25 protein-coding genes are annotated in these 23,096 nt (G+C 39.8%); 9 read left to right on the top strand and 16 right to left on the bottom strand.

What is annotated here, in order from left to right:
- Window positions 1-5 precede the first annotated feature (5 nt).
- Entirely contained in the window at window positions 6-1,520 is a 1,515-nt protein-coding gene (locus ACTWPF_RS18430) for an NAD(P)H-hydrate dehydratase (protein ID WP_443150050.1), read from the bottom strand.
- Between the two features lie 44 nt (window positions 1,521-1,564).
- Window positions 1,565-1,939 carry a holo-ACP synthase gene (acpS, locus tag ACTWPF_RS18425; protein WP_443150049.1) on the bottom strand — a complete coding sequence of 125 codons (375 nt, stop codon included), beginning with the start codon at window positions 1,937-1,939 and terminating at the stop codon, window positions 1,565-1,567.
- 162 nt (window positions 1,940-2,101) lie between these two features.
- On the opposite strand from acpS, the gene ACTWPF_RS18420 reads away from it, so the two are divergent.
- Window positions 2,102-2,857 carry a rhomboid family intramembrane serine protease gene (locus ACTWPF_RS18420; RefSeq protein WP_238022188.1) on the top strand — a complete coding sequence of 252 codons (756 nt, stop codon included), beginning with the start codon at window positions 2,102-2,104 and terminating at the stop codon, window positions 2,855-2,857.
- Window positions 2,858-2,923: 66 nt separating this feature from the next.
- Here ACTWPF_RS18420 and ACTWPF_RS18415 read toward each other — a convergent pair whose 3' ends face one another.
- Window positions 2,924-4,387 (bottom strand): DEAD/DEAH box helicase, encoded by a 1,464-nt coding sequence (locus ACTWPF_RS18415; RefSeq protein ID WP_443150048.1) that lies wholly within the window; start codon window positions 4,385-4,387, stop codon window positions 2,924-2,926.
- 395 nt (window positions 4,388-4,782) lie between these two features.
- Between ACTWPF_RS18415 and ACTWPF_RS18410 the strand changes: the two genes are divergently transcribed.
- Both ACTWPF_RS18410 and ACTWPF_RS18405 read left to right on the top strand, forming a co-directional pair.
- Window positions 4,783-5,694 carry a DMT family transporter gene (locus tag ACTWPF_RS18410; protein WP_238019591.1) on the top strand — a complete coding sequence of 304 codons (912 nt, stop codon included), beginning with the start codon at window positions 4,783-4,785 and terminating at the stop codon, window positions 5,692-5,694.
- A gap of 76 nt (window positions 5,695-5,770) precedes the next feature.
- The gene (locus tag ACTWPF_RS18405; RefSeq protein WP_161464546.1) at window positions 5,771-6,628 is read left to right on the top strand and encodes a DegV family protein; all 858 of its coding nucleotides are present in this window, start codon (window positions 5,771-5,773) and stop codon (window positions 6,626-6,628) included.
- A 173-nt stretch (window positions 6,629-6,801) separates the two neighbouring features.
- On the opposite strand, the gene ACTWPF_RS18400 is transcribed toward ACTWPF_RS18405, so the two are convergent.
- The 6 genes from ACTWPF_RS18400 to ACTWPF_RS18375 all read right to left on the bottom strand — a co-directional run bounded on the left by ACTWPF_RS18400 (window position 6,802) and on the right by ACTWPF_RS18375 (window position 10,889).
- Window positions 6,802-7,488 carry an alpha/beta fold hydrolase gene (locus tag ACTWPF_RS18400; RefSeq protein ID WP_161464545.1) on the bottom strand — a complete coding sequence of 229 codons (687 nt, stop codon included), beginning with the start codon at window positions 7,486-7,488 and terminating at the stop codon, window positions 6,802-6,804.
- Window positions 7,489-7,639: 151 nt separating this feature from the next.
- Window positions 7,640-8,065 carry a YppG family protein gene (locus tag ACTWPF_RS18395; protein WP_443150047.1) on the bottom strand — a complete coding sequence of 142 codons (426 nt, stop codon included), beginning with the start codon at window positions 8,063-8,065 and terminating at the stop codon, window positions 7,640-7,642.
- Window positions 8,066-8,101: 36 nt separating this feature from the next.
- On the bottom strand, window positions 8,102-8,389 hold the full coding sequence (locus ACTWPF_RS18390; RefSeq protein WP_161464543.1) for a glutaredoxin family protein: 288 nt from the start codon (window positions 8,387-8,389) through the stop codon (window positions 8,102-8,104).
- Between the two features lie 191 nt (window positions 8,390-8,580).
- Window positions 8,581-9,207, bottom strand: a complete 627-nt coding sequence (locus ACTWPF_RS18385) for an SDR family oxidoreductase (protein ID WP_443150046.1) — start codon at window positions 9,205-9,207, stop codon at window positions 8,581-8,583.
- Between the two features lie 247 nt (window positions 9,208-9,454).
- The gene (locus tag ACTWPF_RS18380) at window positions 9,455-9,910 is read right to left on the bottom strand and encodes a MarR family winged helix-turn-helix transcriptional regulator (RefSeq protein ID WP_443150045.1); all 456 of its coding nucleotides are present in this window, start codon (window positions 9,908-9,910) and stop codon (window positions 9,455-9,457) included.
- 82 nt (window positions 9,911-9,992) lie between these two features.
- Window positions 9,993-10,889, bottom strand: coding sequence for a YegS/Rv2252/BmrU family lipid kinase (locus tag ACTWPF_RS18375; RefSeq protein WP_443150044.1), 897 nt, complete (start codon window positions 10,887-10,889; stop codon window positions 9,993-9,995).
- A 222-nt stretch (window positions 10,890-11,111) separates the two neighbouring features.
- Here ACTWPF_RS18375 and ACTWPF_RS18370 point away from each other — a divergent pair, with 222 nt between their 5' ends.
- The 5 genes from ACTWPF_RS18370 (at window position 11,112) to ACTWPF_RS18350 (ending at window position 16,254) form a co-directional block, all read left to right on the top strand.
- Window positions 11,112-12,074 carry a phosphate/phosphite/phosphonate ABC transporter substrate-binding protein gene (locus ACTWPF_RS18370; protein WP_443150043.1) on the top strand — a complete coding sequence of 321 codons (963 nt, stop codon included), beginning with the start codon at window positions 11,112-11,114 and terminating at the stop codon, window positions 12,072-12,074.
- 101 nt (window positions 12,075-12,175) lie between these two features.
- Window positions 12,176-12,952 (top strand): phosphonate ABC transporter ATP-binding protein, encoded by a 777-nt coding sequence (gene phnC, locus ACTWPF_RS18365; protein ID WP_106895712.1) that lies wholly within the window; start codon window positions 12,176-12,178, stop codon window positions 12,950-12,952.
- Window positions 12,949-13,764, top strand: coding sequence for a phosphonate ABC transporter, permease protein PhnE (gene phnE, locus ACTWPF_RS18360; RefSeq protein WP_106895711.1), 816 nt, complete (start codon window positions 12,949-12,951; stop codon window positions 13,762-13,764). The genes phnC and phnE (ACTWPF_RS18360) overlap by 4 nt, the downstream gene beginning before the upstream one ends.
- Complete coding sequence (phnE, locus tag ACTWPF_RS18355) at window positions 13,764-14,564, top strand: phosphonate ABC transporter, permease protein PhnE (RefSeq protein WP_161464725.1); 801 nt, start codon at window positions 13,764-13,766, stop codon at window positions 14,562-14,564. The genes phnE (ACTWPF_RS18360) and phnE (ACTWPF_RS18355) overlap by 1 nt, the downstream gene beginning before the upstream one ends.
- 112 nt (window positions 14,565-14,676) lie before the next feature.
- Complete coding sequence (locus ACTWPF_RS18350) at window positions 14,677-16,254, top strand: bifunctional metallophosphatase/5'-nucleotidase (protein WP_443150042.1); 1,578 nt, start codon at window positions 14,677-14,679, stop codon at window positions 16,252-16,254.
- Between the two features lie 54 nt (window positions 16,255-16,308).
- Here ACTWPF_RS18350 and ACTWPF_RS18345 read toward each other — a convergent pair whose 3' ends face one another.
- The 5 genes from ACTWPF_RS18345 to ACTWPF_RS18325 all read right to left on the bottom strand — a co-directional run bounded on the left by ACTWPF_RS18345 (window position 16,309) and on the right by ACTWPF_RS18325 (window position 20,884).
- Window positions 16,309-16,863, bottom strand: a complete 555-nt coding sequence (locus ACTWPF_RS18345) for a PepSY domain-containing protein (protein ID WP_159033189.1) — start codon at window positions 16,861-16,863, stop codon at window positions 16,309-16,311.
- Between the two features lie 663 nt (window positions 16,864-17,526).
- Window positions 17,527-18,150, bottom strand: coding sequence for a PepSY domain-containing protein (locus tag ACTWPF_RS18340; RefSeq protein WP_443150041.1), 624 nt, complete (start codon window positions 18,148-18,150; stop codon window positions 17,527-17,529).
- A 70-nt stretch (window positions 18,151-18,220) separates the two neighbouring features.
- Window positions 18,221-19,573: an ATP-binding protein gene (locus ACTWPF_RS18335; RefSeq protein WP_443150040.1), complete on the bottom strand. Its 1,353-nt coding sequence runs from the start codon at window positions 19,571-19,573 to the stop codon at window positions 18,221-18,223.
- A complete protein-coding gene (locus tag ACTWPF_RS18330) occupies window positions 19,570-20,262 on the bottom strand; it encodes a response regulator transcription factor (protein WP_106895705.1) in 693 nt (230 codons plus the stop codon). The genes ACTWPF_RS18335 and ACTWPF_RS18330 overlap by 4 nt, the downstream gene beginning before the upstream one ends.
- Window positions 20,263-20,317: 55 nt before the next feature.
- Window positions 20,318-20,884 carry a GNAT family N-acetyltransferase gene (locus tag ACTWPF_RS18325; protein WP_161464503.1) on the bottom strand — a complete coding sequence of 189 codons (567 nt, stop codon included), beginning with the start codon at window positions 20,882-20,884 and terminating at the stop codon, window positions 20,318-20,320.
- A gap of 239 nt (window positions 20,885-21,123) precedes the next feature.
- Here ACTWPF_RS18325 and ACTWPF_RS18320 point away from each other — a divergent pair, with 239 nt between their 5' ends.
- Complete coding sequence (locus ACTWPF_RS18320; RefSeq protein ID WP_443150039.1) at window positions 21,124-21,750, top strand: VOC family protein; 627 nt, start codon at window positions 21,124-21,126, stop codon at window positions 21,748-21,750.
- A gap of 58 nt (window positions 21,751-21,808) precedes the next feature.
- Here the strand turns inward: ACTWPF_RS18320 and ACTWPF_RS18315 are convergent, their stop codons facing one another.
- Together ACTWPF_RS18315 and ACTWPF_RS18310 are read right to left on the bottom strand one after the other, a co-directional pair.
- Window positions 21,809-22,129: a thioredoxin family protein gene (locus ACTWPF_RS18315; protein WP_036577142.1), complete on the bottom strand. Its 321-nt coding sequence runs from the start codon at window positions 22,127-22,129 to the stop codon at window positions 21,809-21,811.
- Between the two features lie 58 nt (window positions 22,130-22,187).
- Complete coding sequence (locus ACTWPF_RS18310; RefSeq protein WP_443150038.1) at window positions 22,188-23,015, bottom strand: DUF368 domain-containing protein; 828 nt, start codon at window positions 23,013-23,015, stop codon at window positions 22,188-22,190.
- Between the last annotated feature and the right edge of the window lie 81 nt (window positions 23,016-23,096).

The following is a 23,096-nucleotide window of genomic DNA, read 5'->3' as shown; positions in this document are numbered from 1 at the left end:
GATCATCAGAATGTACGATATACCAGTGAAAGTCCTTCAATAACATCAGAAGCAAGCAAGTCATGCTGGGAGTGCGACTCTTGTATTAACAAATCCGCGGATTTACCATGTACAAAACAGGCATTGCAAAGCCCTTCAAATATAGACTGTTTCTGCATGATCATCGCTAATATGATTCCCGTTAGCACGTCCCCACTCCCGCCTTTTGCAAGTCCGGCGTTTCCGGTGGTATTCACCGCCTGTTTTCCATTAGGGTCGGTAATAACCGTAAAGGCTCCTTTAAGAACAACGTAGACGCCATGATCAGTAGCAAACTTTTTAGCGTAATGAAAAGGTCGCATCAATACATCCTTTACAGATAGATCAAGAAGCATTGCCATTTCACCTGGATGTGGTGTCAGGATAACGGGCTCTTCTCTCTCATCAAGCACTTCAAGATCGGCCTTTAAATGGGTAAGTCCATCTCCATCAATGATGAGCGGGATTTTTGCAGCAGCTGCATGTCTAATCACAGGACGAGAAGCTGCTTCACGTCCCAGACCAATGCCTATTGCCAATGCATCAAATCCCTTATAGTCTATATCATTCCCATATTTAAGATGGCCATTTATCTCGGGAACTGTAACGAAAGTAGCCTCTGGACAAAAGGAAGCAATACGTTGAATTACGCTATCCGTGGTAGCTGCAGTTACCAGCCCTGCACCCGAACGCAGTGCTGCACGCGTGGTAAGACCTAATGCTCCAGGCATATTCGAGGATCCCCCGATAACCAAGCCTTTGCCATGATCCCCTTTATGATCGTATTCACTTCTTTCGGGAAATGTACGTTGAAATGCCGCTTTTGTCCATACTTTCCGTTCCATTTCCAATTGTTTAAAGGCCGCTTGCGGAAAACCGATGGAGATACATTCCCACTTTCCGTAACTCGGAGCGGTATGTTGAATAAAGGCCGTTTGCTTAATGGCACCTATCACAAAAGTGTGATCAGCTTGTACAGCAGTAAAATCTGCTACTCCCTCATCAGTTGGTAAACCTGATGGAATATCTACTGATAGGACTAGATTATCCAATCGGTTAATTTGATTAACAAGAGAGTACAGTGGCTCTCTTAAATCGCCCTTCACTCCAATTCCGATAATGGCATCCACGATAACGTCCTCTTTATTAAGCTCTTCCTGAACATCGTTAATCTCGTTCAGTTGCTTCAAGATGCCGTCACATTTCAGATAGAGACGCTTATGGTATGCTGCATGTCCTACAATTTTCTTATCCTCTACAACCTGAAGTACAGTAACTTTATACCCCATATTAAGCAATGTTCTGGCAATAACGAAACCATCCCCGCCATTATTACCTGAGCCAACCAAGATGCATAAGGCCTGCTCAAAATTAATCATGGCACTTACTCTCTGGGCTATTTCTCTACCTGCGTTTTCCATTAACATGCTGCCATCCATCTCTACCCTGTCCATCGAAAACTGGTCAATATCGTACATTTCTTTTGCGGTGACAATATACAAAACTGTTCCCTCCTACCCGCACTAAAATATATGAGACAACCTTATCAATTATGCATGTCGTTATCCGCTTCGATAACTACCTGAGCGGCGGCATAATCCCTGCTATGTGTAATCGAAATAAATATTTTATCTTGGCTATACCCAGGTGCATGAAAGGAAGGAGCACCACTTTGTTGGGGCAGTACCTCCATATCATGGAAGCTTAATTTGCCGATACCTGTGCCCGTTGCTTTTGCAAAAGCCTCCTTGGCTGCAAATCTACCTGCAAGGAATTCAACCCTTCTTGGATCAGTTGGAAGGGAATTAAAAATATCCAGTTCCTTATTGGTTAACACCCTTTTTGCAAGCCGGTCACCTTTTTGCAAGCTTTCTGCTATCCGGTCTAGTTCAATTAGATCTATTCCAATGCCTTTAATCATCTGCTTTCTTTCCTTTCACCTATAAAAGCCTTATTGTTGCACATTCATCCAGTATTTTAGTACGCTATTAATGGTCATATGATCGTTTATATATTACTACACTATAATAATACCCTACCTGCAAAGTTACCTAACGTTTTAATTATAAATGAGGAGGACGTCATGTTTATACGAAATGAACGAAGTGTTACAGAATTCATCAAATTCTACCCTGTCGTTTCTACTATCATAATTATTCATATCGTATTATGGTTAATTCAAGATTTTCTTATGTTGCCAATCGGTAATACCCTTTATCAACTCGGGGCCGGAAGCAACTACCATATTGCCCAGGGCGAGTATTGGAGACTTATCACCCCAATGTTTTTCCATGCTGGTTTAATGCATATGTTGTTCAACTCGTTTTCTCTCGTCCTATTTGGACCAGCGCTTGAACAAATGCTTGGCAAGACGAAATTTATCCTTGCCTATGTTGGGGCCGGGATTGTCGCCAATATTGCTAGCTTTATTTTTGGACATGCGATCTATACACACGTTGGCGCCTCAGGAGCTGTCTTTGGGTTGTTTGGAATCTATATTTTCATGAGATTTTTTCGCAAGCATTTACTGGATTACCAAAGTTCTCAAATGATTACAGTTATCATTGTAATTGGCTTAATAATGACGTTTCTCCGGCCTAACATTAATGTGTATGCCCATATATTTGGATTTATCGGCGGATTTGTAATCGCACCACTAGTCCTTCGACGAACGAATCCATATTCACCGTGGGAGCGTCGCTATCGTGACGATGATGGGGTACAATTTGATCCAAACAGATGGAAGAAAAAGCGTGTCCCTTCGAAGGTGAAAAAGAATGCATTCTGGATTGTCATAGTTGTACTCGCTCTACTTGGTTTGCTAAGTCGTATATTTTAAAATAGCTTTGGAACTAAAAAAAGGTTACACCCTTAAAAATGAGGTGTAACCTTTTTTCATTGTTACTTAGTCGCGATTTCCGCGTTTTTGGTAATTCCCTTTACGGTTGTTTCTTCCACCTTGGCTGCGGCCACCGCCACCTTGGTTGCGTTTCCCGTAGAAACGTTTGTTATTCGAACGACGATCATTTGAACTCTGTGCTTTTTTAACACTGATAGGAGCGACTGATGAAATACGTACTGGTGTATCACGTCTTTCCTTCGTCATAAGTTTCAGTGCTGCAGCTATAACTGACATCGAATCATGTTCTTGTAACAACGTGTTAGCTGCTTCATGATATGTTTTCAGGTCTTTTTCTTCAATTGTTTTTAAGATGTTTTCAACAGTAACCTGCTGTTGCCCTTTTTGAGCATCATGATTAGTCGGTGGAGTCAGACGTTTCATTTTGCTTTTGGTAGTTTTTTCGATTAATTGCAGGTGCGACATCTCTCTCGGTGTAACGAAGGAGATAGCTTCACCTGTTCTACCTGCACGCCCTGTACGTCCAATTCTGTGGACATAGCTTTCAGGATCCTGTGGAATGTCAAAGTTATATACATGGGTAACACCAGAGATATCTAGTCCACGTGCTGCTACATCTGTTGCAACAAGCACATCTACACGTCCACCTTTGAACTTGTTCAATACGGACATACGTTTACCTTGTGTTAAGTCACCATGGATTCCCTCAGCACGATAACCTCTTGCCTGTAATCCTTCAGTAATTTCGTCCACACGCTTCTTCGTACGGCTAAACACAATAGCTAACTCAGGTGCGTTGATATCTAAGTGATTGTTCAGTGTATCAAATTTAAATTTCTCAGGTATTTCGATAAAGAATTGATCAATGTTCTCTACAGTCATTTCTTTAGCTTTTACTTTAACTTCTTTTGGGTCGCTCATTAAGTTTGTTGCAATATCACGGATTTCTTTCGGCATTGTCGCTGAGAAAAGCAATGTTTGTCTCTCTTCAGGTATACCTTTCAAAATATCACGGATATCATCAATGAAGCCCATGTTAAGCATTTCATCTGCTTCATCCAAAATAGCAGTCTGTACCATATTAATACGGATTGTTTTTCTTCTCATATGGTCAAGCAGTCTACCTGGTGTCGCAACAACGATTTGCGGACCGTCTTTAAGCGCACGAATTTGTCTATCCATAGGGGATCCGCCATAAATAGCTAAAGCTCGTACTCCTTTAAATTTACTAAGACGATTTAGTTCCTCTGCTACCTGGATAGCTAATTCACGTGTTGGCGCTACTACTAGCCCTTGAATTTTGCGTTGTTTGGAATCAATTTTCTCGATCATTGGAATACCAAACGCTGCTGTTTTACCTGTACCTGTTTGGGCTTGTCCAATTACATCGTTCCCTTGCATTGCAAGTGGAATGGTCTCCGCCTGTATTGGTGTTGCTTCTTCAAAACCCATTTTTTCTAATGCTTTCATGATAGGACTGGAAATGCCTATTTCATTAAATGTTGTCACCTATTCCTCTACTCCTTTTTCTTTAAAAATTTATTCGTCAAAGAGGCCTTGGATTTTTCTTATACTTTAGTTTGAAAATAATCTACCCGCATTTTTAAAACAGCAAACGTTCCAATCTCACTGCGACGGCTATATGAAGGAAATTTCTCACATTATATTTTAAATTCGATTTAAAAGTATCATTAATTTTATACTTTCCCTAAAGTACAAAAAAGGCATCACCAATTTCTGGTAAGAGGCCTCACTCGAAAACTCATGCAAATACAATCATAACATATTATTTATCATGATACTAATTTGCAGATGTGATTTTTTACAAGGACCGTGGTAGAATAATTAGAACATAAAGAAAAGCTTGTCATGTAAGTACTCTTAATAAGTTAGGGAGGGTTAAGATGCGTCTTCCCCCATTCAACCCATATGCCGCCGTGGTAATCGGTGTCATTTCTGTTTCGACATCAGCTGTATTGGTTAAATTGGCAGATCAAGCACCAGCTGCAATCATTGCAAACTATCGCCTTTTGTTTGCCGTCATAATTATGAGTCCCGTCGTTTTATTAAAGTACCGAAATGAATTTCGAAATGTCGAAAAGCGTGATTGGCTCTTTTCCATACTGGCAGGCATCTTTCTCGCTCTCCATTTTATTTTGTGGTTTGAGTCGCTTAACTATACCTCTGTAGCAAGTTCTGTAGTGCTAGTGACGTTACAGCCAATATTTGCTTTTCTCGGGACCTATTTCTTTTTTAAAGAAAGATTCTCTCCAGGAGCGGTTATCAGTATGCTCATCGCCCTGCTCGGAAGTTTCATTATTAGCTGGGGTGATTTTCAAATAAGTGGCATGGCTTTGCTTGGCGATATTCTCGCATTATTTGGGGCTATCACTGTAACCGTGTACTTTTTATTTGGGCAACGTGTCAGAAGAAACGTTTCCTTAATGACTTACACCTTTCTTGTCTATGGGGCTAGCTCCATAACACTGTTACTTTATAATCTCGCGGTTCAGAACCCCTTTTTCGGATACCCAGCCAACCACTGGGGTTTATTTCTTGCCTTGGCCATTGTACCGACATTCTTTGGCCATACCCTATTTAATTGGGCATTAAAGTGGTTAAGCACTTCTACTATTTCAATGGGCATTGTGTTCGAACCAGTCGGGGCAACTATTTTGGCTTATTTATTACTTGATGAAAAGGTGACAGGCTCTCAATTACTAGGAGGGACCATCGTTATCTTTGGTTTATTTCTATTTATATTAAGTACGTCAAGGAAATCTTCTGTGACAATCGCACAAAAAGAGCGTAAATAACCTCTTATGTGAGTATAAATCATAGGAACCAACTGCTATAATTGCAGTACCTTACTTTTAAGAAACGGGTGATCTCATGAACGTTCAATTAATGACTGACGGAGGAGCGGATATTCCACAACGCCTCCATGACAACCTGGATCTAATCATTGTTCCCCTTTATTTACACTTTTCCGATGGACAATATAAAACGGGCACAGAATTGGATATTAATGATTTTTATAGAAAAATTAAAGAAGACCATGAGCTCCCACGCTCTGCTGCCCCTAGTCCACATGACTTTTATGAAGCATATAAGCAAGTCGACCCAGCACAGCCCATATTAATGCTAAGCCTCTCCAAAGGTCTAAGCAGTACCTATGATAATGCAGTGGCTGGTAAAGATTTGCTGCTCGAAGAAGAACCACAGCGAAAAATAGAGGTAATAAACACGAAGACCGCCTCCTGTGGTATATCTCTACTTTTACATGAAGCTAAAGTAAAGCTTGAGGAAGGCTATAGCATTTCAGAGTTAACAAGGCATCTGGAAGAACGAGTAGAACAGACCACTACCTTATTTATATTAAAAACTTTAGATAACCTGGTATTAGGTGGAAGGCTGGATAAAGTAAAAGGAACCATTGCTAAGACGCTTAATATAAAATTATTAATGAAAGCAAGTGAAGAAGGATCCATTGAAGTTTCAGAAAAAGTCCGTGGTGACAAAAAATCGATTCGTCGATTTATTGAGCAAATCGGGGAGTATACTAAAACGGTGGAGAACAAGGTTATTTCGATGACACATTGCAAAGCAGAAAGTCGTGCCAAAAGTGTATTAGAGGATATCCGAAATGCTCATCCATTTAAAGATGCTTATTTGACAGAAGCCGGCCCACTTATTTCCACATACGGTGGTGAAGGAGCGCTGGTTATTTCCTTCTTTAAGGATAAATAAGACCGATTAGAAAAATGCATTCGCTCGTCTTTTAGCGAAGGTAGACGTTTTTCTTATACTTGGAACATTAAAATTTTAACTGCATTGTAATTGCCTTCCTAGCTAAGATTTTATACTTTCCTAATGTAAAATAATAAACGAGGCAGATGGCTGTCTCGTTTTTCTTTTGTCTTTTATTTGATTAGAAACTGAAGTACCATACTATTCAAGGTCTCTCTATCGTCTCCTAGACAAATAAGGTGTCGGGAGCGTTCAAAAAACACTACCTCTTTCCTTTCTGAGGTGATTTCTTTATCTAGATAATAAGCAGTTTTATATGGAACCATCCCATCCATCTGACCTTGGGCAATGAGGACTTCGGATTCAACTTTTTTTAAGTATCCTCTGGTAAACTTAACTAATTTCAAGAACTCCAAGTTTGCTTTAAATGGGACCCGTCCTAATTTGTTACGGTAGTGGTTATATAACTTGTTACTCCCTAACTTTCCTCTTACGCCATCTGCAACAAACCCACCTGCATCCACGGCAATTTGCTTGAAAGATAAATATTTCCCTGCGGGAGCCAGTAGGACAAGCTTGTCTACTTTATACTTGGCAGCCAGATAAGCAGAAATCATGCCACCCATTGAAAACCCGATGACATAAATGCGGTCGTACTTTTCCATTAAACCCTTTAGTGCTTCTTCTGCTGCGCTTATCCAGTTCTTGTGAGATTTTCCTTTTAAATCAAGCTGCCTTCCATGCCCTGGCAGTGTTGGCACTTCAATATGCCAATCGGTATGTTCATGCAAGTAATTTACTAATGGCTCTACTTCATAAGGTCCCCCAGTATATCCATGTACGACTAAACATCCTATCATAAAAATTCTCCTCTTTTTTCCGCATCTACCCTTCTTTTACCCTTAATAATACAAAGTATTACCGTTTTTTTTATAAAACGAATTTTAATAATTCCTTCTGTTCATATATTTTCCAACGATCTTTTTAGAGAAAGGACAATTTTTATACTGGCTACCTAAAAAGCTTCATTACGCTTCCAAACTGTTTTACAATTGGGGATACTTGGTGATAAGTATTGGCAATTTGACCAACCGTGGACAGTACTTTATCAAGGTCCAGTTGCGTTTCCCCTTTTTGGGAAAACCCGTTTATATTGTTCCCTGTTTCTACACTTGATGGTTGTTGCGTGTTTACTGAATAGTTTGGTTGCATATACTCCGGCCAGTTTGCAGGTTGCTGTGGTTTCGAAAAAAATTCATATGGTGTTTGAAACTGGTTTGGTTGGTATGCTGCGTTAGTTGGTGGAATAGAATAAGATGATTGGTGTGGTGGTTGGTTGAATGGTTGGTTGAATGGTTGGTAGGATTGTTCATTTATTCCATTATTAAAATTGGGATGATAGTAATTACTATACTGATCGTAAGGCCGATGATACATCTTTACATACCTCCCTTTCATGTTGACTGGTATATATTATGCATCAGGATCAGCATCTGTGTTCAACAGATAGTTTTTATCAAGCACGCCTAACATGAGGTTTAGCTTTTCTTCTTGGTATCCAAGAATCAGATTGTTCTCGTCCCCGATAAACGTCGCAGGAGTGCCATAAATGCCATGCTTCTGCATCTCCTTCTTGTTTTCCGGGTGTTTTGTAACATTTTTCACCTCGTAGGGTACATTTTTCCTATTTAAAAGTTGTAATACCCGCTCGCAATCTTCATTATCTTCGCTTATATAGACCCATACATTGTTTTTACTCATGATGATACCTCCGCAAATATTTAGGTAATTCCTTTTTCCTATACCCGTTATATCAAAATTGAAACCTCTTTGTAATATCAATGTAACATTAAGTGAAGAGGACAAAAGGATACAGAGGTTCTAGGCTGTTTTTAGGATGAAAAACCCACCACTCAATTTTAAAGTGGCGGGTTTTGATTACAATCGGCTTATTATAATACGTTGGCTACTTCCGTGTTGCCACTAACAACTTCATATACTTTTCCATTTGCTTTCTTTTTAGTTAAAAGGTGTACAATTACGGCTGCAACATCTTCTCGCGGAACTTTACCAAATTCTGTTCCACTTTCCTGAAGGTTCACTTTCCCTTCTCCAGGGTCGTCTGTTAAAGCACCTGGCCTAACAATCGTATAATTAAGATTTGTGGTCTTCAGATATTCATCTGCACGGTGCTTCGCATACAGATAAAATTTCCCCTCGGAAGCTCCTTTTGGCTGATCAGCTCCCATGGAGCTTAGAAGCACAAAGCGCTCTACACCATTCTTCATCGCAAGATCTGCAGCTTCTATTGCTCCTTCCTGATCAATGATTATTGTTTTATCAGGACCTGTATTTGGCCCGGAACCAGCAGCAAAGACGACTGCATCTATTTTGTGATAGGCTTTTTCAAAATCACTTTCCAGATCAGCTAAAACTGTTTCCACGCCTAAATCTTTAAAGTAATCGATCTGTTCTTCTTTTCGTATCATAGCGACTGGCTCTAGTTCTTTTGTATTCTTTATATTTTTTACGATATTTTTCCCTACATCACCATTTGCTCCGATAACTAATACACGCATTTATAATGCCTCCTTGTATAAAGTGAAACTACAATCAGTGGGGGGCTCGTTCTTCCCCACTGATTGTTAGTTGAACGAATCGGGGTGTTAGCGTCTGTTTACTCCCACTAAAAACTTTTTGGTTTCACTTCATGTTTTGAAGTCGGAGTCTTACGGACGGTTGCCCCGGGATAAAGTCATATAATGGTATGTATCCTAAATAAAAAAAAGCAAAACATATATTGGATGTTTTGCTTCAGCTAATAATCTATTCCATCTCATTTTTCCCGAGCTTTTTTAAAATGTTAATCGCGAATACTTTTTCGTCTTCATCTAAGACAGACATAAGTTGTTTAATTTTGTCCCAATGGCCTGGGAAGATTCTACTTAATAATTCCGTACCCTTTTCCTCAATGACAGCAAACGTTACCCGTCTGTCAGCAGTATTAGGTTTGCGTTTTAAATATCCCTTCCTTTCTAATTTGTTTACAACATACGTAATGCTTCCACTTGTTAAAAGAATTTTTTCACCAATTTTTTGGAGAGGCTGCTCTCCTTTATGGTATAAAAGCTCTAGCACAGCAAAATCAGTTAGATTTAAACCCCTTGACTGAATATCTTTCTCTACCTGCTCCATTACTGACCGATAAGACTTTGCCAATACGACAAAGAGCTTTAAGGAAGGGTCTTGTTTCTTTTCATCTAATTGTTGTGATGTATGCACCCATAATTCCCACTTTCTAATTTACCCATTATCATTTTCTTATTATATTGATCGGCTGAATAGAAAGATTTTTAAATAGTATTTACTCCTTGGCCTGAATCATCTGGATATGCTTAGGGAGAACACAGATGGTAGCCGGCGTTTTCGTAAAGATTTCCCCGTCCATATCTATCTCTTTTGCGGATCCTGTGCTAACCTTTATTTCATTTGCCTGGAAATGTGTTAATTCTTGTAGTGCTTCCTTATTTAATTCGGCGTTGTTCATAGAAAGAAGCTCCCTAAAGAACGCAAGGCTGGAGTTTTTAATAATAAGTACATCCAACAGGCCATCAGTTGGATCAATCGTTAAAATGGGAAGTTGGCGCGTTCCTATAAAAGTGCCGTTGAGTACGAGAATCCCGACTGCCTCTCCTTCATAAACTTCCCCTTCCGCTTTAATCTTGTACGTAAACTGTTCCGATTTACTAACTGTTTTAAGGGTACTCATAAAATAACTGAGAACCCCTAGTGACTTTTTCTGTTGTTCATCAATATTTTTGGACGTCTCTGCAACCATCCCAATTCCCCAAAAGTTTAAGAAATATGTATCATCTGATTGGGCTACATCCACATCTACGACAGTTCCATCTACTATGGCTTCCGCGGCACTTGCTAAATTTTGCGGTAATTGAAGCATTCTACTAAAGTCATTAGATGTTCCACCAGGCAACACAGCAACGATTGGGCTATTAGGCAGTGGGGCAAGGGCATTAATACAGCAATGTAACGTACCATCCCCTCCTAAAATAATGAGTAAATCAACTTGATCTGAGTATGTTTTGCATGTTTCAGTAACTTCTTCTATAGAGGCTGTTTGCAAGACGATGAGCTCTTTAATACCTCGCGAGAGAATGGGAAGTGTATCTCTCAGCTTTTGTTCTATATCTCCTTTGCCCGCATTTCCGTTATATAGTAACAATGCCTTACTGAATCTCGGCATGACGATCAACTCCTCTTGTACGTTATTGTATTTATTTCCTTCTTCAGGTCAAAAGAAACCTCACCTTGTCGCAATATAGAAACCTAGTATTTTATTATCTATTACTATTCTACAATTACTTTGTAAAAATTACGTAAAATTATAAAAATAGTCTAGCATTTTCGACCTATTTGGTATTTAATATAATAGTAAGATATATTAAGAAATAACAGGAGGGTCAAGATGAAAAAACTTTATAGTCTATTACTTGTGCTGGCGCTTGCACTATTCTTAGCAGCATGCGGAAGCTCTGATGATTCAGACTCAAGCAATGCGGAAGGTGATAACAGTAGCGAGAGTAGCGAAGACAGCAACGAGAGCAGTGGGGATACCCCAGATACACTTGTAATGGGATTTGTTCCTTCACAGGATTCTGACACAATTGCTGATACTGTAGAACCTCTAGCAGACCGTCTAGGTGAAGAATTGGGAATTGAAGTAAAAGGACAAGTAATGACGAACTACAATGCACTAGTTGAAGCAATGGGTGCAAACCAAGTACAAATCGGTTTTATCCCTGCTTTTGGATATGTTCTTGCAAATGAGCAATATGATGTTGAAGTAATCTTAAAATCTATTAGATACGGTTCTGGTACATATAAAGCACAATATCTTGTAAGATCTGATTCTGGTATAGAGTCACTTGCTGATCTTGAAGGAAAAGTTTGGGCATACGGTGATAAGAGTTCTACATCTGGCTACTTGTTCCCGGCAAGCCAATTAATGAAAGAATTTGACTACGCATCAGCTCCAGAACTTGAAAGTGGATTCTTCAGCGGTACTGTACAATCTGGTGGCCATGATAACTCAGCCCTTGCTGTATATAATGGCGAGGCAGATGTAGCGACAACATTTGATGATGTGCGTACAGAGCTTGAAGAAGAATATCCTGATGTGATGGATGAGTTAACTGTTCTTGGTTACACAGATGAAATTCCAAACGATACAATTTCCGTAACGAAAAATTTAGACGATGAACTTGTTCAAAAAATCAAGGATGCTTTCATGTCATTTAACGATGATGAAGAAATGATTAAAATTATGAACGATGTCTACAATTGGGATGCAATTGACGAAGCTTCAGACGAAGAATATGAAGTAGTTAAAGAAACATATCAGGAATTCAAAGACAATATCGAGCTTTAAAAGTTAATAAACATAACTGAATTGGAAAAGGGGGAGCTTAATCTCTCCCTTTTTTCCTAGTTTCAGACAAAACTAAGGCTGTAATGGAGGAAGTACATATAATGATTCAATTTAAGGATGTCGGTCTTGTTTACCCTAACGGTACAGAAGGACTAAAAAATGTAAATGTAACCATCAATGATGGAGAATTTGTCGTTATAGTAGGCTTATCAGGTGCTGGTAAGTCAACCTTTATCCGTAGTATTAATCGTCTGGTCACCCCAACTAAAGGCTCGCTATTAGTTGATAATGAAGATATTCTTTCATATCGAAGTGGAGAATTGCGTAAACTGCGTACAAAAGTAGGTATGATCTTTCAGAATTATAATTTGGTAAAGCGTAGCAATGTGCTTAAGAACGTACTCGCGGGACGTCTTGGACACACAGGAACATTGCGTTCAATTTTAAACCTTTATAAAAAAGAAGATGTTGGACTCGCCTACGAGAGTCTGCAGCGGGTGAATATTTCAGAGAAAATTTACAATCGCGCTGACGAACTAAGTGGCGGGCAACAACAGCGTGTCAGTATAGCGCGTGTACTCACACAAAAACCAGGCTATATACTAGCAGATGAGCCTGTGGCTTCTTTGGATCCACCAACATCACATCAGGTAATGTCCTATTTAAAAAAGATTAACAAAGAGGATAACATCACTACCATCGTAAACCTTCATTTCATCGATATGGCAATGGAATATGCAGACCGCATTATTGGAATGCGTGCAGGCGAAGTAGTATTTGATGGACCAGTTTCTGAAGTGAATGAAAAGACTTTTGAAGAAATTTATGGCCGTTCGATACGTGAGGATGACTTGCGTGGGGGGGCGGATGAATCGTGACCAACCAATCAAAGGATGTAGTGAAAGGTAAAACACCTTCATTGTATCCTGTTAAGACAAAAGCACAAGTTTCCATTATTTTTATCGTAATTTTGGGATTTTACTTTTTTAGTATGTTTTGGACCCAACGTGAAATGGTTGGCGGTTTTGGAGACTCACTTGGCAATATGTTTACGGTTATAGGGAAATTTTTCCCACCTAATTTAAGTGTCATTCCCGCTATTTTGGAGCCAATGGCACAAACGATCCAAATGGCAATCGTCGCGACAACTTGCGCTGCGATTCTAACCGTTCCTTTAGCCCTTATGTCTGCCCAAAACATCACCACATTTAAACCATTATATTATGCAACACGAACGTTGATGAATATTTTACGTACGATACCAGATCTCGTCCTAGCAGTAATTTTCGTTGGATTGTTTGGTATTGGAGTACTACCTGGGATTTTAGCACTTTTCATTTTCTCATTAGGAATTCTCGCTAAGCTTATTAGTGAGACCATTGAATCTGTCGATATGAATCCATTAGAAGCAATGCGGGCTTCAGGAGGTAACGTCTTCCAAGTTATCTTCTTTGGACTGGTTCCACAGGTGCTTCCGCAATTCACATCATTTGTGCTTTATGTTTTTGAAATAAACATACGTGCCTCTGTCGTTCTTGGACTGGTTGGAGCTGGAGGGATTGGACTTGTTTTAAACCAACAACTCGGTTTCTACAACTACCAAAATGCGATGGCAATTATTGTTTTAATCTTTGTCGTTGTCATTGTCATTGAATATATCAGCAACAAGCTAAGGGAGGCACTAATTTAATGAAATCCTACACACTACCTCCAAAGCCAGAAAAATCGTTGTTTAAAAAATTAAAAGCTATTCTTATAGTAGTCATTCTTGCTGCGATCTATGTATGGACTTTTCTTGGGATTGACATTGACTGGGCAAGAGCAATAGACCGTATTGCAAACAACTTTGCGCGTGTTATACCAAACTTATTTAGTCCGGATTGGTCAGCAACAGCTGACGTTTCTTTAAGCATACTGGAAACTGTTTTAATTGCGTTTGCCGGTTCTTTAATGGCCGCGATACTTGCTATCCCATTAGGCTTCTTAGCTGCACAAAACATGACAGGAAGCCGAATTCTTACCACGATAGGAAAATGGATCTTGTCAGCAGTACGTGCTTTCCCGGATATTATTCTAGCTATCCTGTTTGTAGTAGCAGTAGGACCCAATGCATTTGCCGGGGTTTTAGCTATCGCCATTGGTTCAACAGGTATGCTCGGTAAGCTCTACTCAGAAGTCATTGAATCGATTGATATGAAAGTTGTCGAAGCAATGGAAGCGAACGGAGCGAATAAGATTCAAATACTCTTCTATGCGGTCATTCCGCAGATTATACCGGAATTTCTTTCCTATGCGATTTACCGTTTTGAAGTTGACATCCGTGCCTCTTCCATCCTCGGTATCGTAGGTGCTGGCGGTATTGGTACAATGATTATTTTCGCTGCGAATAACCGTAATTGGAATGAAATGGGTCTAATTCTTCTCGCAATAATTATTGTTGTAACAATCATCGACTTTATATCTGCCCGTATACGTCGTAAAATCGTATAATAAAGGGTGATACGTATGTCATGTCCCGCAGGTATAGCCTGTGGGACTTTCCTTATGTCTCAGGACACTAATCACCAGGAGCCATGACCCTATGTAGAAAGGATGCATTACTTTGAAAAAACACGAAGAAGCTTCACTCACACTATTATATACAAGTGACGTGCATGGAAATGCCATGCCACTCTCATACGCTACAAATGAGCACTCTGATAGCGGGCTAGCTAAGTATGCCACTGCTGTTAAACAGGTACGAAAGGAAAAAGACTATGTTCTCGTGCTTGATAATGGCGATTTAATCCAGGGAACACCATTTATGACCCATTATGTTAAGCAGCATAGGCATACTGAAAATCCAATGATCACGATTATGAACCAAATCGGGATTGATGGTGCAGTAATTGGAAATCACGAGTTCAATTTTGGCAGTGATGTATTATCTGATGCTGTGGAACAATCTCATTTCCCTTGGCTCTCAGCTAATATCGTCGATACCGTCACAAATGAGCCGAAATATGGCCCTGCTTATATTATGAAAACATTACCGAACGGTATTAAAGTTGCTATTACCGGAGTAACTACTCATTACATTCCAAACTGGGAATCACCGGAGCATATAGAGGGTCTGTATTTTGCAGATGCCTATGAAACGTTAAAAAAATGGACAACTTATATTCGTCAAACAGAAGAGCCAGATATTCTTATCGCTTCCTATCATGGAGGATTTGAACGTGATCTAGAGACCGGACATGAAACAGAAGCCCTTACAGGGGAAAACCAAGGATACAGAATGTGTGACATAGAGGGAATTGATGTCCTGCTGACTGGCCACCAGCATCGAAAGCTTACTGGAAAAGTAAATGATGTGCTTGTAATCCAGCCAGGTAATAATGGAACGTTATATGGAGAAATAAACCTTTCCTTGTCTAACGCCTCAGGAAAGTGGATAATCACAGAAAAAGAAGCCCACCTTCGTGATCTCACCTCCGTCCCTGCCGATAACGAGGCTTTACAAGCAATAGAGGCTTTGGAAGCTTCGACTCAAAATTGGCTAGATGAACCAATCGGTTTTATTAAAGGTGATATGATAATTCGTGATCCATTCCAAGTGCGAATTGCCAAGCACCCCTTCATTGAATTCATACAGAAGGTACAAATGGAGGAAAGCGGTGTTGATATCTCTGTTACTTCATTACTTAATAATACATCTAAAGGCTTTTCATCTTCTGTCACAATGCGGGATGTCGTATCTAACTATATGTATCCAAATACGCTTGTAGTGCTCGAGCTTACAGGAGAAGAAATAAAGAAGGCCTTAGAAAAGAGTGCAGAGTATTTCACGCTAATTGATGGAGATATTGCTGTTAACCCTGCGTTTGAAACTCCTAAGCCACAACATTATAACTATGATATGTGGGAAGGTATCCAGTACTCTATCTCAGTAAATGAGCCTGTAGGAAATAGAGTTAAAGCCATCTCCTATCATGGCAAACCAATAGCTTATGACGAAAGCTATCATGTTGTACTTAATAACTATCGAGCCACTGGTGGGGGTAATTATGATATGTTTAAAGAAAAGCCTGTAGTAAGAGAAATCCAAAAGGATGCTGTGGAAATTATTCGTGCTTATTTTGAACGACACAAGACAGTAAAAGCTACCTCTACCCCGAATTTTGAAGTGAAAGCGAAGTAATGATAACGCAGAAAGCAAAAAGGCGGGCTATATGCCCGCTTTTCACCTTTCATACTAGTCATCATCATCTTCTGTATCGATATCCATTTCAAGAATGTCGCCTGTTACAGCATCAATGTCAAAATCCGCTTCCTTCTTATCTTTAACCAACTCTATTTCATATACAACTCTTCCATCATCTTCATCAAGTTCTACTTCGCGAACTTCCCCATCAAATTCCTTTTTAGCAATGTCTGTAGCTTTCTTTTCGCTAATTAAGTCATCTGTCTTAGCGACTGTATTTTCTTTCTCATTGTCATCAATATCATCATCGTCTGCGTCTACCACTTCTGACTTTTCTTTTAATACCTCTCCAGTATCTGCATCGAGCTTAAGATCGGTTTCCGTGTCCCCATCTCTCACTTCGACCTCATACACTTTCTTTGTTCCCTCTTTATCAAGCTCGAGTTCGGTAATAGTCCCCGGATATTGTTCCGACACCATCTGTTGTATATTATCTGTGTTTAACTTCGTGTCTTTAGCGTCTGCACTTGAATGGTAAACACCAAGTCCCAACACTGTTGCACCTACCATTGAACCAATTATCAAACCTAATTTTTTATTCATCATCTTTATTCCTCCTTTTTGTTGATACTTATATAATAGCTGCCCCCAATGAAAAGACAGTGTGGATAACATTAGAATTTGATGAGAAAAAATCAAAAGCTCAAAGCACACGTTTTTTAGGAAGGCCGACTAAGTATGCCCCGTCCTGGGGCAACGCCGGCATGACCCGGATCCTCCTGGGACTGCGGTTACTCGTCCCACCGAAGAACTTTTGCGCCTGGCCATGCCAGGTGGCTCCATGTTGTCACGAAAAGTGACGGTTTTAATGGAGCATTCCCCTTCCCCATAGGAGATAAAGGAATCATGCCCCTGCAAAAGGGGTATGTCGGCGTTGGCCGACAAGGCCGGTGTTAGTCGACCTACCTAAGTTACAATCGATGATGACTTTCACCTTCCAGGTATAAGTGCGACTAGGCCTCTGGTTAAAACCAGTCGGCAAGTCTTCTTTTCACCTTCCAGGTATAAGTGCGACTAGGCCTCTGGTTAAAACCAGTCGGCAAGTCTTCTTTATCGTACGGAGGTGAGGGAAGTTGCGCTAGTCGCTGTGTGCTTGTAGCTAGACGATCAAAAGCGAAAAGCACACGTGTTAAGGAAGGCCGACTGAGAACCTCCGAGGGATCTTAAAAAGCCATAAAAAAAAGCTGCCACCCAGCAGCTTTGCACAAATTAGTCATCATCGACTTCGATATTTTGATAAAGGATCTCCCCTGTAAAAGCATCGATCTCTAATTCCGCTTCTTCGTTTCCATTAATAATTTTAATTTCATAAAGATACCTGCCATCATCTTCATCTAATTCAGCTTCATCAATTCTACCAGGGAAACGTTCTAATGCAATCTCTTTCGCTTCACTCAAACTGACGGTCACGTCCTCTTCAGTATGCTTCGTTTCTCCCTCTTCATCGTCTTCTTGGCCTTTTTCACTGCTATTGTCTTGCTCTTCAGTCGTTGCATTATCAGATCCCTTGCCTGGATCTGTATATTTATTTGCATCTGCATTGGTTTCTGTACGTTTTTCCGTCATCTCTAGTCCTTTTACTTCGCCTGTGTTTGCATCAACCTTAATTATATATTTATTTCCCTCATGATCTACAACAGCTTCATAAAAGCCTTCCTTTTCATTCAGCTGTGGTTCACTCACTTCTCCAGGATATTGGGTCGTGATCACCTGCTTTATGTCTTTCTTTGAGTAGTCATGGCTTGCAGAACTGGCAAAAGAATGATAAATCCCAAATCCAATCAGCACTAGCACAACAAGCCCAACTGTCATCATAACAGTCTTTTTTTTCATCGGACTCTCCTCCCAACTACTTTGAGTGTAATAGCTCATACTTTGAAAAATTGGTGAGTAAGATTAGAATTCAATTAGAAAGTGGCAGGGTAAGTAAAAAACTTGTCCCTTTACCTAGTTTACTACTAACCGTGAGTTCTCCATGATGAGCCTCCGTGATGGATTTTGCTATTGCCAGGCCTAGACCTGTTCCACCCGTATCTCTACTCCTCGCCTTATCTACCCGGTAAAAGCGATCAAATATCCGGCTTTGATCCTTCTGGCTTATTCCTTTTCCGTAATCCTCTACTTTAAGGTCGATTACCGTATCTCTACCTGATAACTCCACTTCAATCTCTCCTTGACTATACTTCAAAGCGTTATCTATTAATATATAAACAACCTGTTGTAGTTGATCAGGTAGTCCTTGAACAATACATTCTTCACTTTCCTGTTTGAATTGGATTTCTCGATCATAAGCTTTTTGAAAGGTTAGGACAGTCTGTTCCACAAGCGGAGTTAGATTCACGTTTTCTTTCTCCCTGTCCTGCTTATTTTTAGCTAATGAAAGCATCTGCTCCACTAGCTTTTGCATTCGATCTGCCTCAGAATCAATTGCTTCTAATGATTCCTTAACAAGCTCCCGATCTCCGGTTCCCCTCCGCTTTAATAATTGGGCATAGCTTTTCACAATCGAAATTGGAGTTTTTAATTCGTGCGAGGCATCCGAGACAAAGACTTCTTGTTTTTCATAGGATTCTTTTAGGAAATCAATCATTTCGTTAAAGGTCATCTCCATTTCGTATAATTCATCCTTTGAACGAGATTCCACATTTATTTTTTTCCATGACGTTTGTTGCATATTCTCGCGCATTGCATAGATAAGTGCCTTGATCGGTTTCAATAAAAACCTGCTGAGTACGTTACCAGCAATAATTATAGGGATAAGCATAATAATTGAAGCTGCCATTAAAACAAAAAATAGTGTTTGCATTGTCTCTTCCAGAGGGGTTAACTGACTAGAAACCTCTATTGTAACGACCTCATTTGCATGGCTTCCATTACTCCAAATGATGGGCTTTGAAATCACTGCGACGTCTGGGGCATCTTCAGGAGATATGATTTCCTGTTTCTCCGTCTCCGTAAAAACAGGATCACGAAAGGCATAGGTATCGTTTAACTCGGTAAGAAATGTCGTCCCCTGTTGATCAATGACCCGTATCATCCCGTTTTGTGGTAAATATGCTTTCATAAATTCATTGGTAGCAGTTGCTGGATCATTGTTTACCGCCTCTATAATGGTGGAGGTTTGTTCAGCTAATTGTTCTAGTTGGCTGTCTGTGGAAATCTTATAGAAAAGGAAATAGATCGCTGTGTTAACAAGTAAAACAAGAAGAAGGATGAAAATACTGGAAAACAATTGAATTTTTGTCCGAAGCTTCATTTGGACAGATCCTTTACCGTATAGCCAACGCCCCTAACTGTCTGTATATAAGCCTCGTCATAACCTTTATCTATTTTTTGTCTAAGGTAACGAATATAAACATCGACTACATTTGTATCTCCATAGTAATCAAACCCCCATACTTGCTCGATGAGTTGCTCTCTTGTTAACACGATGTTTTTATTTTTAAGAAGACAAACAAGTAAGTCAAATTCTCGGGGTGTTAAATCAATACCCATTTCCTGCCGTTTCACTTCTCTACTCCCCATATTCACAGTAAGATCACCGACTTTTAGTAACTCTCCGCTATTGTTTTGGCTTATTGTGGTTCGTAAATGTACACGGATACGAGCAAGTAATTCCTCAATTTGGAAGGGTTTTGTAATATAGTCATTTGCACCGATATCAAGGCCGCTAACTTTATCATGTACTTCATCTCTAGCCGTTAATAGAATAATCGGCATCGTCTCTCCTGACTTCCGCACTTTTCGTAATACTTCTAACCCGCTCAGTTTTGGCAGCATGATATCAAGTAAGACCAAGTCCCATCGCTCTTCCTCAATCTTTTCTAATGCTTCCTTTCCATCCGTAGCAATTCCTGTTTCATAGTCTTCATACTCCAGCTCTAGCTGGAGCACTCTGCTTAGCTTTTGTTCATCTTCTACAATTAAGATTTTAGGCTGCGTCATTGCTTTCACCAGCTTTCAAGTTGGATTCTAGAAAAAGGGCTGTTATATCCTCTGTCTATTTTGTCTTAGCGTAAATACATGTATTCCGTAGTTCCTCGCCATCCACCGCTTTATCCTCACTATTTAATATTCCTTCCAACTGAAAGTGAAGTCTCTCTGGAACAGCACTACTCTGCTTATTTAGTTCATCACAGCGTATTTCTATACGATTAGCTTGCAGCTCCTGGAAGGCAAAATCCGTAAGGGCACTTACCGCCTCCGTCATATATCCATTGCCGCAATATCTCGTGTCTAACCAATAACCTATTTCAAACTTCCGAATATCCCAGTTCGGACGATGGTAGCCAGTTGATCCAATTAACGTATTGGTGTCCTTTAAAAAGATGTGCATCCGCATGTCTTCACGTTTGAGGAAATTAATATGCGCCTCTCTAACATTAATTTCTGTTTCCTCTAAAGTCTGTTCCCCTTGAGCAAACGGCAACCATTTTTTTAGCTCAGGTTTACTTGCCTGGATTGCTTCAAAAACGCTCTGCCCATCCCCTGGCTGAGGTATTCTGATCAGGAGTCTTTCTGTTGTTATTTCCTGTGGAAAATCAATAAGCAATGGATGTTTATTCAAGAAGTCCCTCTCCCTTACAAATGAAGTTTTTTCTATTATACTAGATTTATGAAAATTAGAAACATATAAAGTAAAACTTCAATTAGTGGGGGTTTTCATTCTTCCCCCACTAATTGTTAGTTGAACGAATCAGGGTGCTAACGGCCGTTTACTCCCACTAAAAACTAACTGACTGTTTCACCTCATGTTTTAAAAGGGAGTCTTACGGACGGTTGCACCGGGATAAAGGAGGAACTACCTTGTTAGCCATCGACCATATTGTTATTACAGCCCATGATCCAAAGAAAGCCGCAGAGGAATTTGGAGCAAAACACGGAATAACCGTAGTAAAAGGAGGAGAACACGAACAGTGGGGAACACATAATTATCTTAGCTATTTTGCTAATAACTGCTATATCGAATGGATCGGTTTATTTGATAAGCAACTCGCCTCTCAATCTAACAACCCACTTATCAAACAGGTAGTTAAAGCATTGGAGGAAAACGAGGAAAAACCAATCCAGTATGCTTTACGTACGGAAGATATGACACAATTTGTAGCGGATTTTAAACAGGATGCGATCCCCTATCATGGCCCAGTTGCTGCAGGCAGAACAAGACCAGATGGAACGGCGCTTTCTTGGAAAATGCTCTTCCCTGATCCTGCTGCCAAACTCCCCTTTCTAATCGAATGGGAAAGTACAAATATACCAGCTGATACGACATTAGTTAATGAACAGGAACTTACTCAATTGGAAATTCCATCCCATTATCAAGCAGATGTAGAGAAAGCATTACATCTACCAATATTCAATCATCAGTACCAGGCAAATAACGGGAAAATTCTATTTCACAGTGAGAAAGCAATCCAGTTTACTTTAAAATAATTCTTTGAGGAAGAAAAAACGACCCAGCAGTATAAACTGCGGGTCGTTTCGTTTTAGCCTAACCTAATTGCTGATGCAAAAACTCCGTAACAGACTCTGGTGATTTTGTATAAGCACTATGTTGATGTGCCTTTTTTTCTCCATTTTGGAAAATAAGAATACTCGGAATACCCATTACTTCATATTGTTGGGCAATACCTTTTATTTCATCACTGTTAACTTGATACCACTTATAATTATTGAACTCCTCCATCACGTCTCCGATGAACATGTCCATTCGTTTGCAATCTGGGCACCAATCTGCAAAAAACTTTACAATGACTGGTTCTTCACTTTGAATGATTTCATTAAATTGCTCTTCTGTTGCCAGATGCTCCATTATATTTCACTCCTTCATCATACATACTTTCAGTATAACGTGTTTTAAGATACTTGTCCTATTGTGTGCTTTCATCCTTGTACTCCACTCTTCCAAGTATATAAGCTGCAAAAAGACCAGCTGCAAATGTCACGACACTTAGGAGGAATAAAGGCGTTGTGGCAGGCACTCCTGGAAATACTACAAAGATCGAACCTATCACAAGCCCGATAATCAATGCAAAGGTACCTGTCCGAAAATGAGTAAGAAAGTAATTAATAATTTTACTCATAAACACTAGGCCAATAACAATTCCCACCCCTGTTACGGCGATAATATCGAAATGGAGATTGCTAATTGCTCCAATAACTGTTGGATACACACCTAATATAAGGAGCATAAAGGAACCACTAATCCCCGGCAAAATCATTGCACTGCTTGCGATAAAACCAGAAAAGAACAACAAGATATACGTTTTTGTATCCATAGTAGTTATGACTGCTGCCTCTCCTGCATTAAGGAAAATCATGGACCCAACAACAATCACACCTACTAGCAGCAGTAATATGTGGCTCCCTTTAAACTTCTGTTTCGCCTCTGCCTTATGAAACAAATAAGGCAGAACCCCAATTATTAATCCTAGAAAAAAGAACTGTGTTGGCCCAGGATAATGTTCAAACAACCACTCTATTAATTTTGCTAACAGCAATATTGCAGCTGCTACACCTATCCCCAGCGGAATTAAAAAGCCAAGTTGTTTTTTCCAGTCTCTACTCATCAAACCATTAATTGCAGCAATTAATCTGTCATAAATACCAAGTAGTACTGCTATTGTTCCCCCACTTACCCCTGGGATCACATCACTTGCTCCCATCATCATGCCTCGATATATGTTTTTCCACTCCATTTTTAAATCTCCCTTTTGCGTTTCAATTTTCTACATAAAATCATCATATCAAATAAGACTTGCAATTTATAGAAAAAGTTT

Origin of the sequence: Oceanobacillus sp. M65 (assembly GCF_052246275.1) — a bacterium.
GTDB classification, from domain to species: Bacteria; Bacillota; Bacilli; order Bacillales; family Amphibacillaceae; genus Oceanobacillus_B; species Oceanobacillus_B jordanicus.
Note: the sequence above shows the minus strand (reverse complement) of the source record. Positions and strands in the feature narration are given on the sequence as shown.

Excerpts from the sequence above, each read along its gene's own strand:
- ACTWPF_RS18395 (WP_443150047.1), bottom strand. The coding sequence starts at position 8,065 with ATGTATCATCGGCCTTACGATCAGTATAGTAATTACTATCATCCCAAT.
- ACTWPF_RS18340 (WP_443150041.1), bottom strand. The coding sequence starts at position 18,150 with ATGAAAAAAAAGACTGTTATGATGACAGTTGGGCTTGTTGTGCTAGTG.
- ACTWPF_RS18370 (WP_443150043.1), top strand. The coding sequence starts at position 11,112 with ATGAAAAAACTTTATAGTCTATTACTTGTGCTGGCGCTTGCACTATTC.
- ACTWPF_RS18385 (WP_443150046.1), bottom strand. The coding sequence starts at position 9,207 with ATGCGTGTATTAGTTATCGGAGCAAATGGTGATGTAGGGAAAAATATC.
- ACTWPF_RS18375 (WP_443150044.1), bottom strand. The coding sequence starts at position 10,889 with ATGCCGAGATTCAGTAAGGCATTGTTACTATATAACGGAAATGCGGGC.
- ACTWPF_RS18410 (WP_238019591.1), top strand. The coding sequence starts at position 4,783 with ATGCGTCTTCCCCCATTCAACCCATATGCCGCCGTGGTAATCGGTGTC.
- ACTWPF_RS18390 (WP_161464543.1), bottom strand. The coding sequence starts at position 8,389 with ATGAGTAAAAACAATGTATGGGTCTATATAAGCGAAGATAATGAAGAT.
- ACTWPF_RS18310 (WP_443150038.1), bottom strand. The coding sequence starts at position 23,015 with ATGGAGTGGAAAAACATATATCGAGGCATGATGATGGGAGCAAGTGAT.
- ACTWPF_RS18420 (WP_238022188.1), top strand. The coding sequence starts at position 2,102 with ATGTTTATACGAAATGAACGAAGTGTTACAGAATTCATCAAATTCTAC.
- ACTWPF_RS18315 (WP_036577142.1), bottom strand. The coding sequence starts at position 22,129 with ATGGAGCATCTGGCAACAGAAGAGCAATTTAATGAAATCATTCAAAGT.
- ACTWPF_RS18400 (WP_161464545.1), bottom strand. The coding sequence starts at position 7,488 with ATGATAGGATGTTTAGTCGTACATGGATATACTGGGGGACCTTATGAA.
- acpS (WP_443150049.1), bottom strand. The coding sequence starts at position 1,939 with ATGATTAAAGGCATTGGAATAGATCTAATTGAACTAGACCGGATAGCA.
- phnE (WP_161464725.1), top strand. The coding sequence starts at position 13,764 with ATGAAATCCTACACACTACCTCCAAAGCCAGAAAAATCGTTGTTTAAA.
- phnC (WP_106895712.1), top strand. The coding sequence starts at position 12,176 with ATGATTCAATTTAAGGATGTCGGTCTTGTTTACCCTAACGGTACAGAA.
- ACTWPF_RS18330 (WP_106895705.1), bottom strand. The coding sequence starts at position 20,262 with ATGACGCAGCCTAAAATCTTAATTGTAGAAGATGAACAAAAGCTAAGC.
- ACTWPF_RS18405 (WP_161464546.1), top strand. The coding sequence starts at position 5,771 with ATGAACGTTCAATTAATGACTGACGGAGGAGCGGATATTCCACAACGC.
- ACTWPF_RS18345 (WP_159033189.1), bottom strand. The coding sequence starts at position 16,863 with ATGATGAATAAAAAATTAGGTTTGATAATTGGTTCAATGGTAGGTGCA.
- ACTWPF_RS18335 (WP_443150040.1), bottom strand. The coding sequence starts at position 19,573 with ATGAAGCTTCGGACAAAAATTCAATTGTTTTCCAGTATTTTCATCCTT.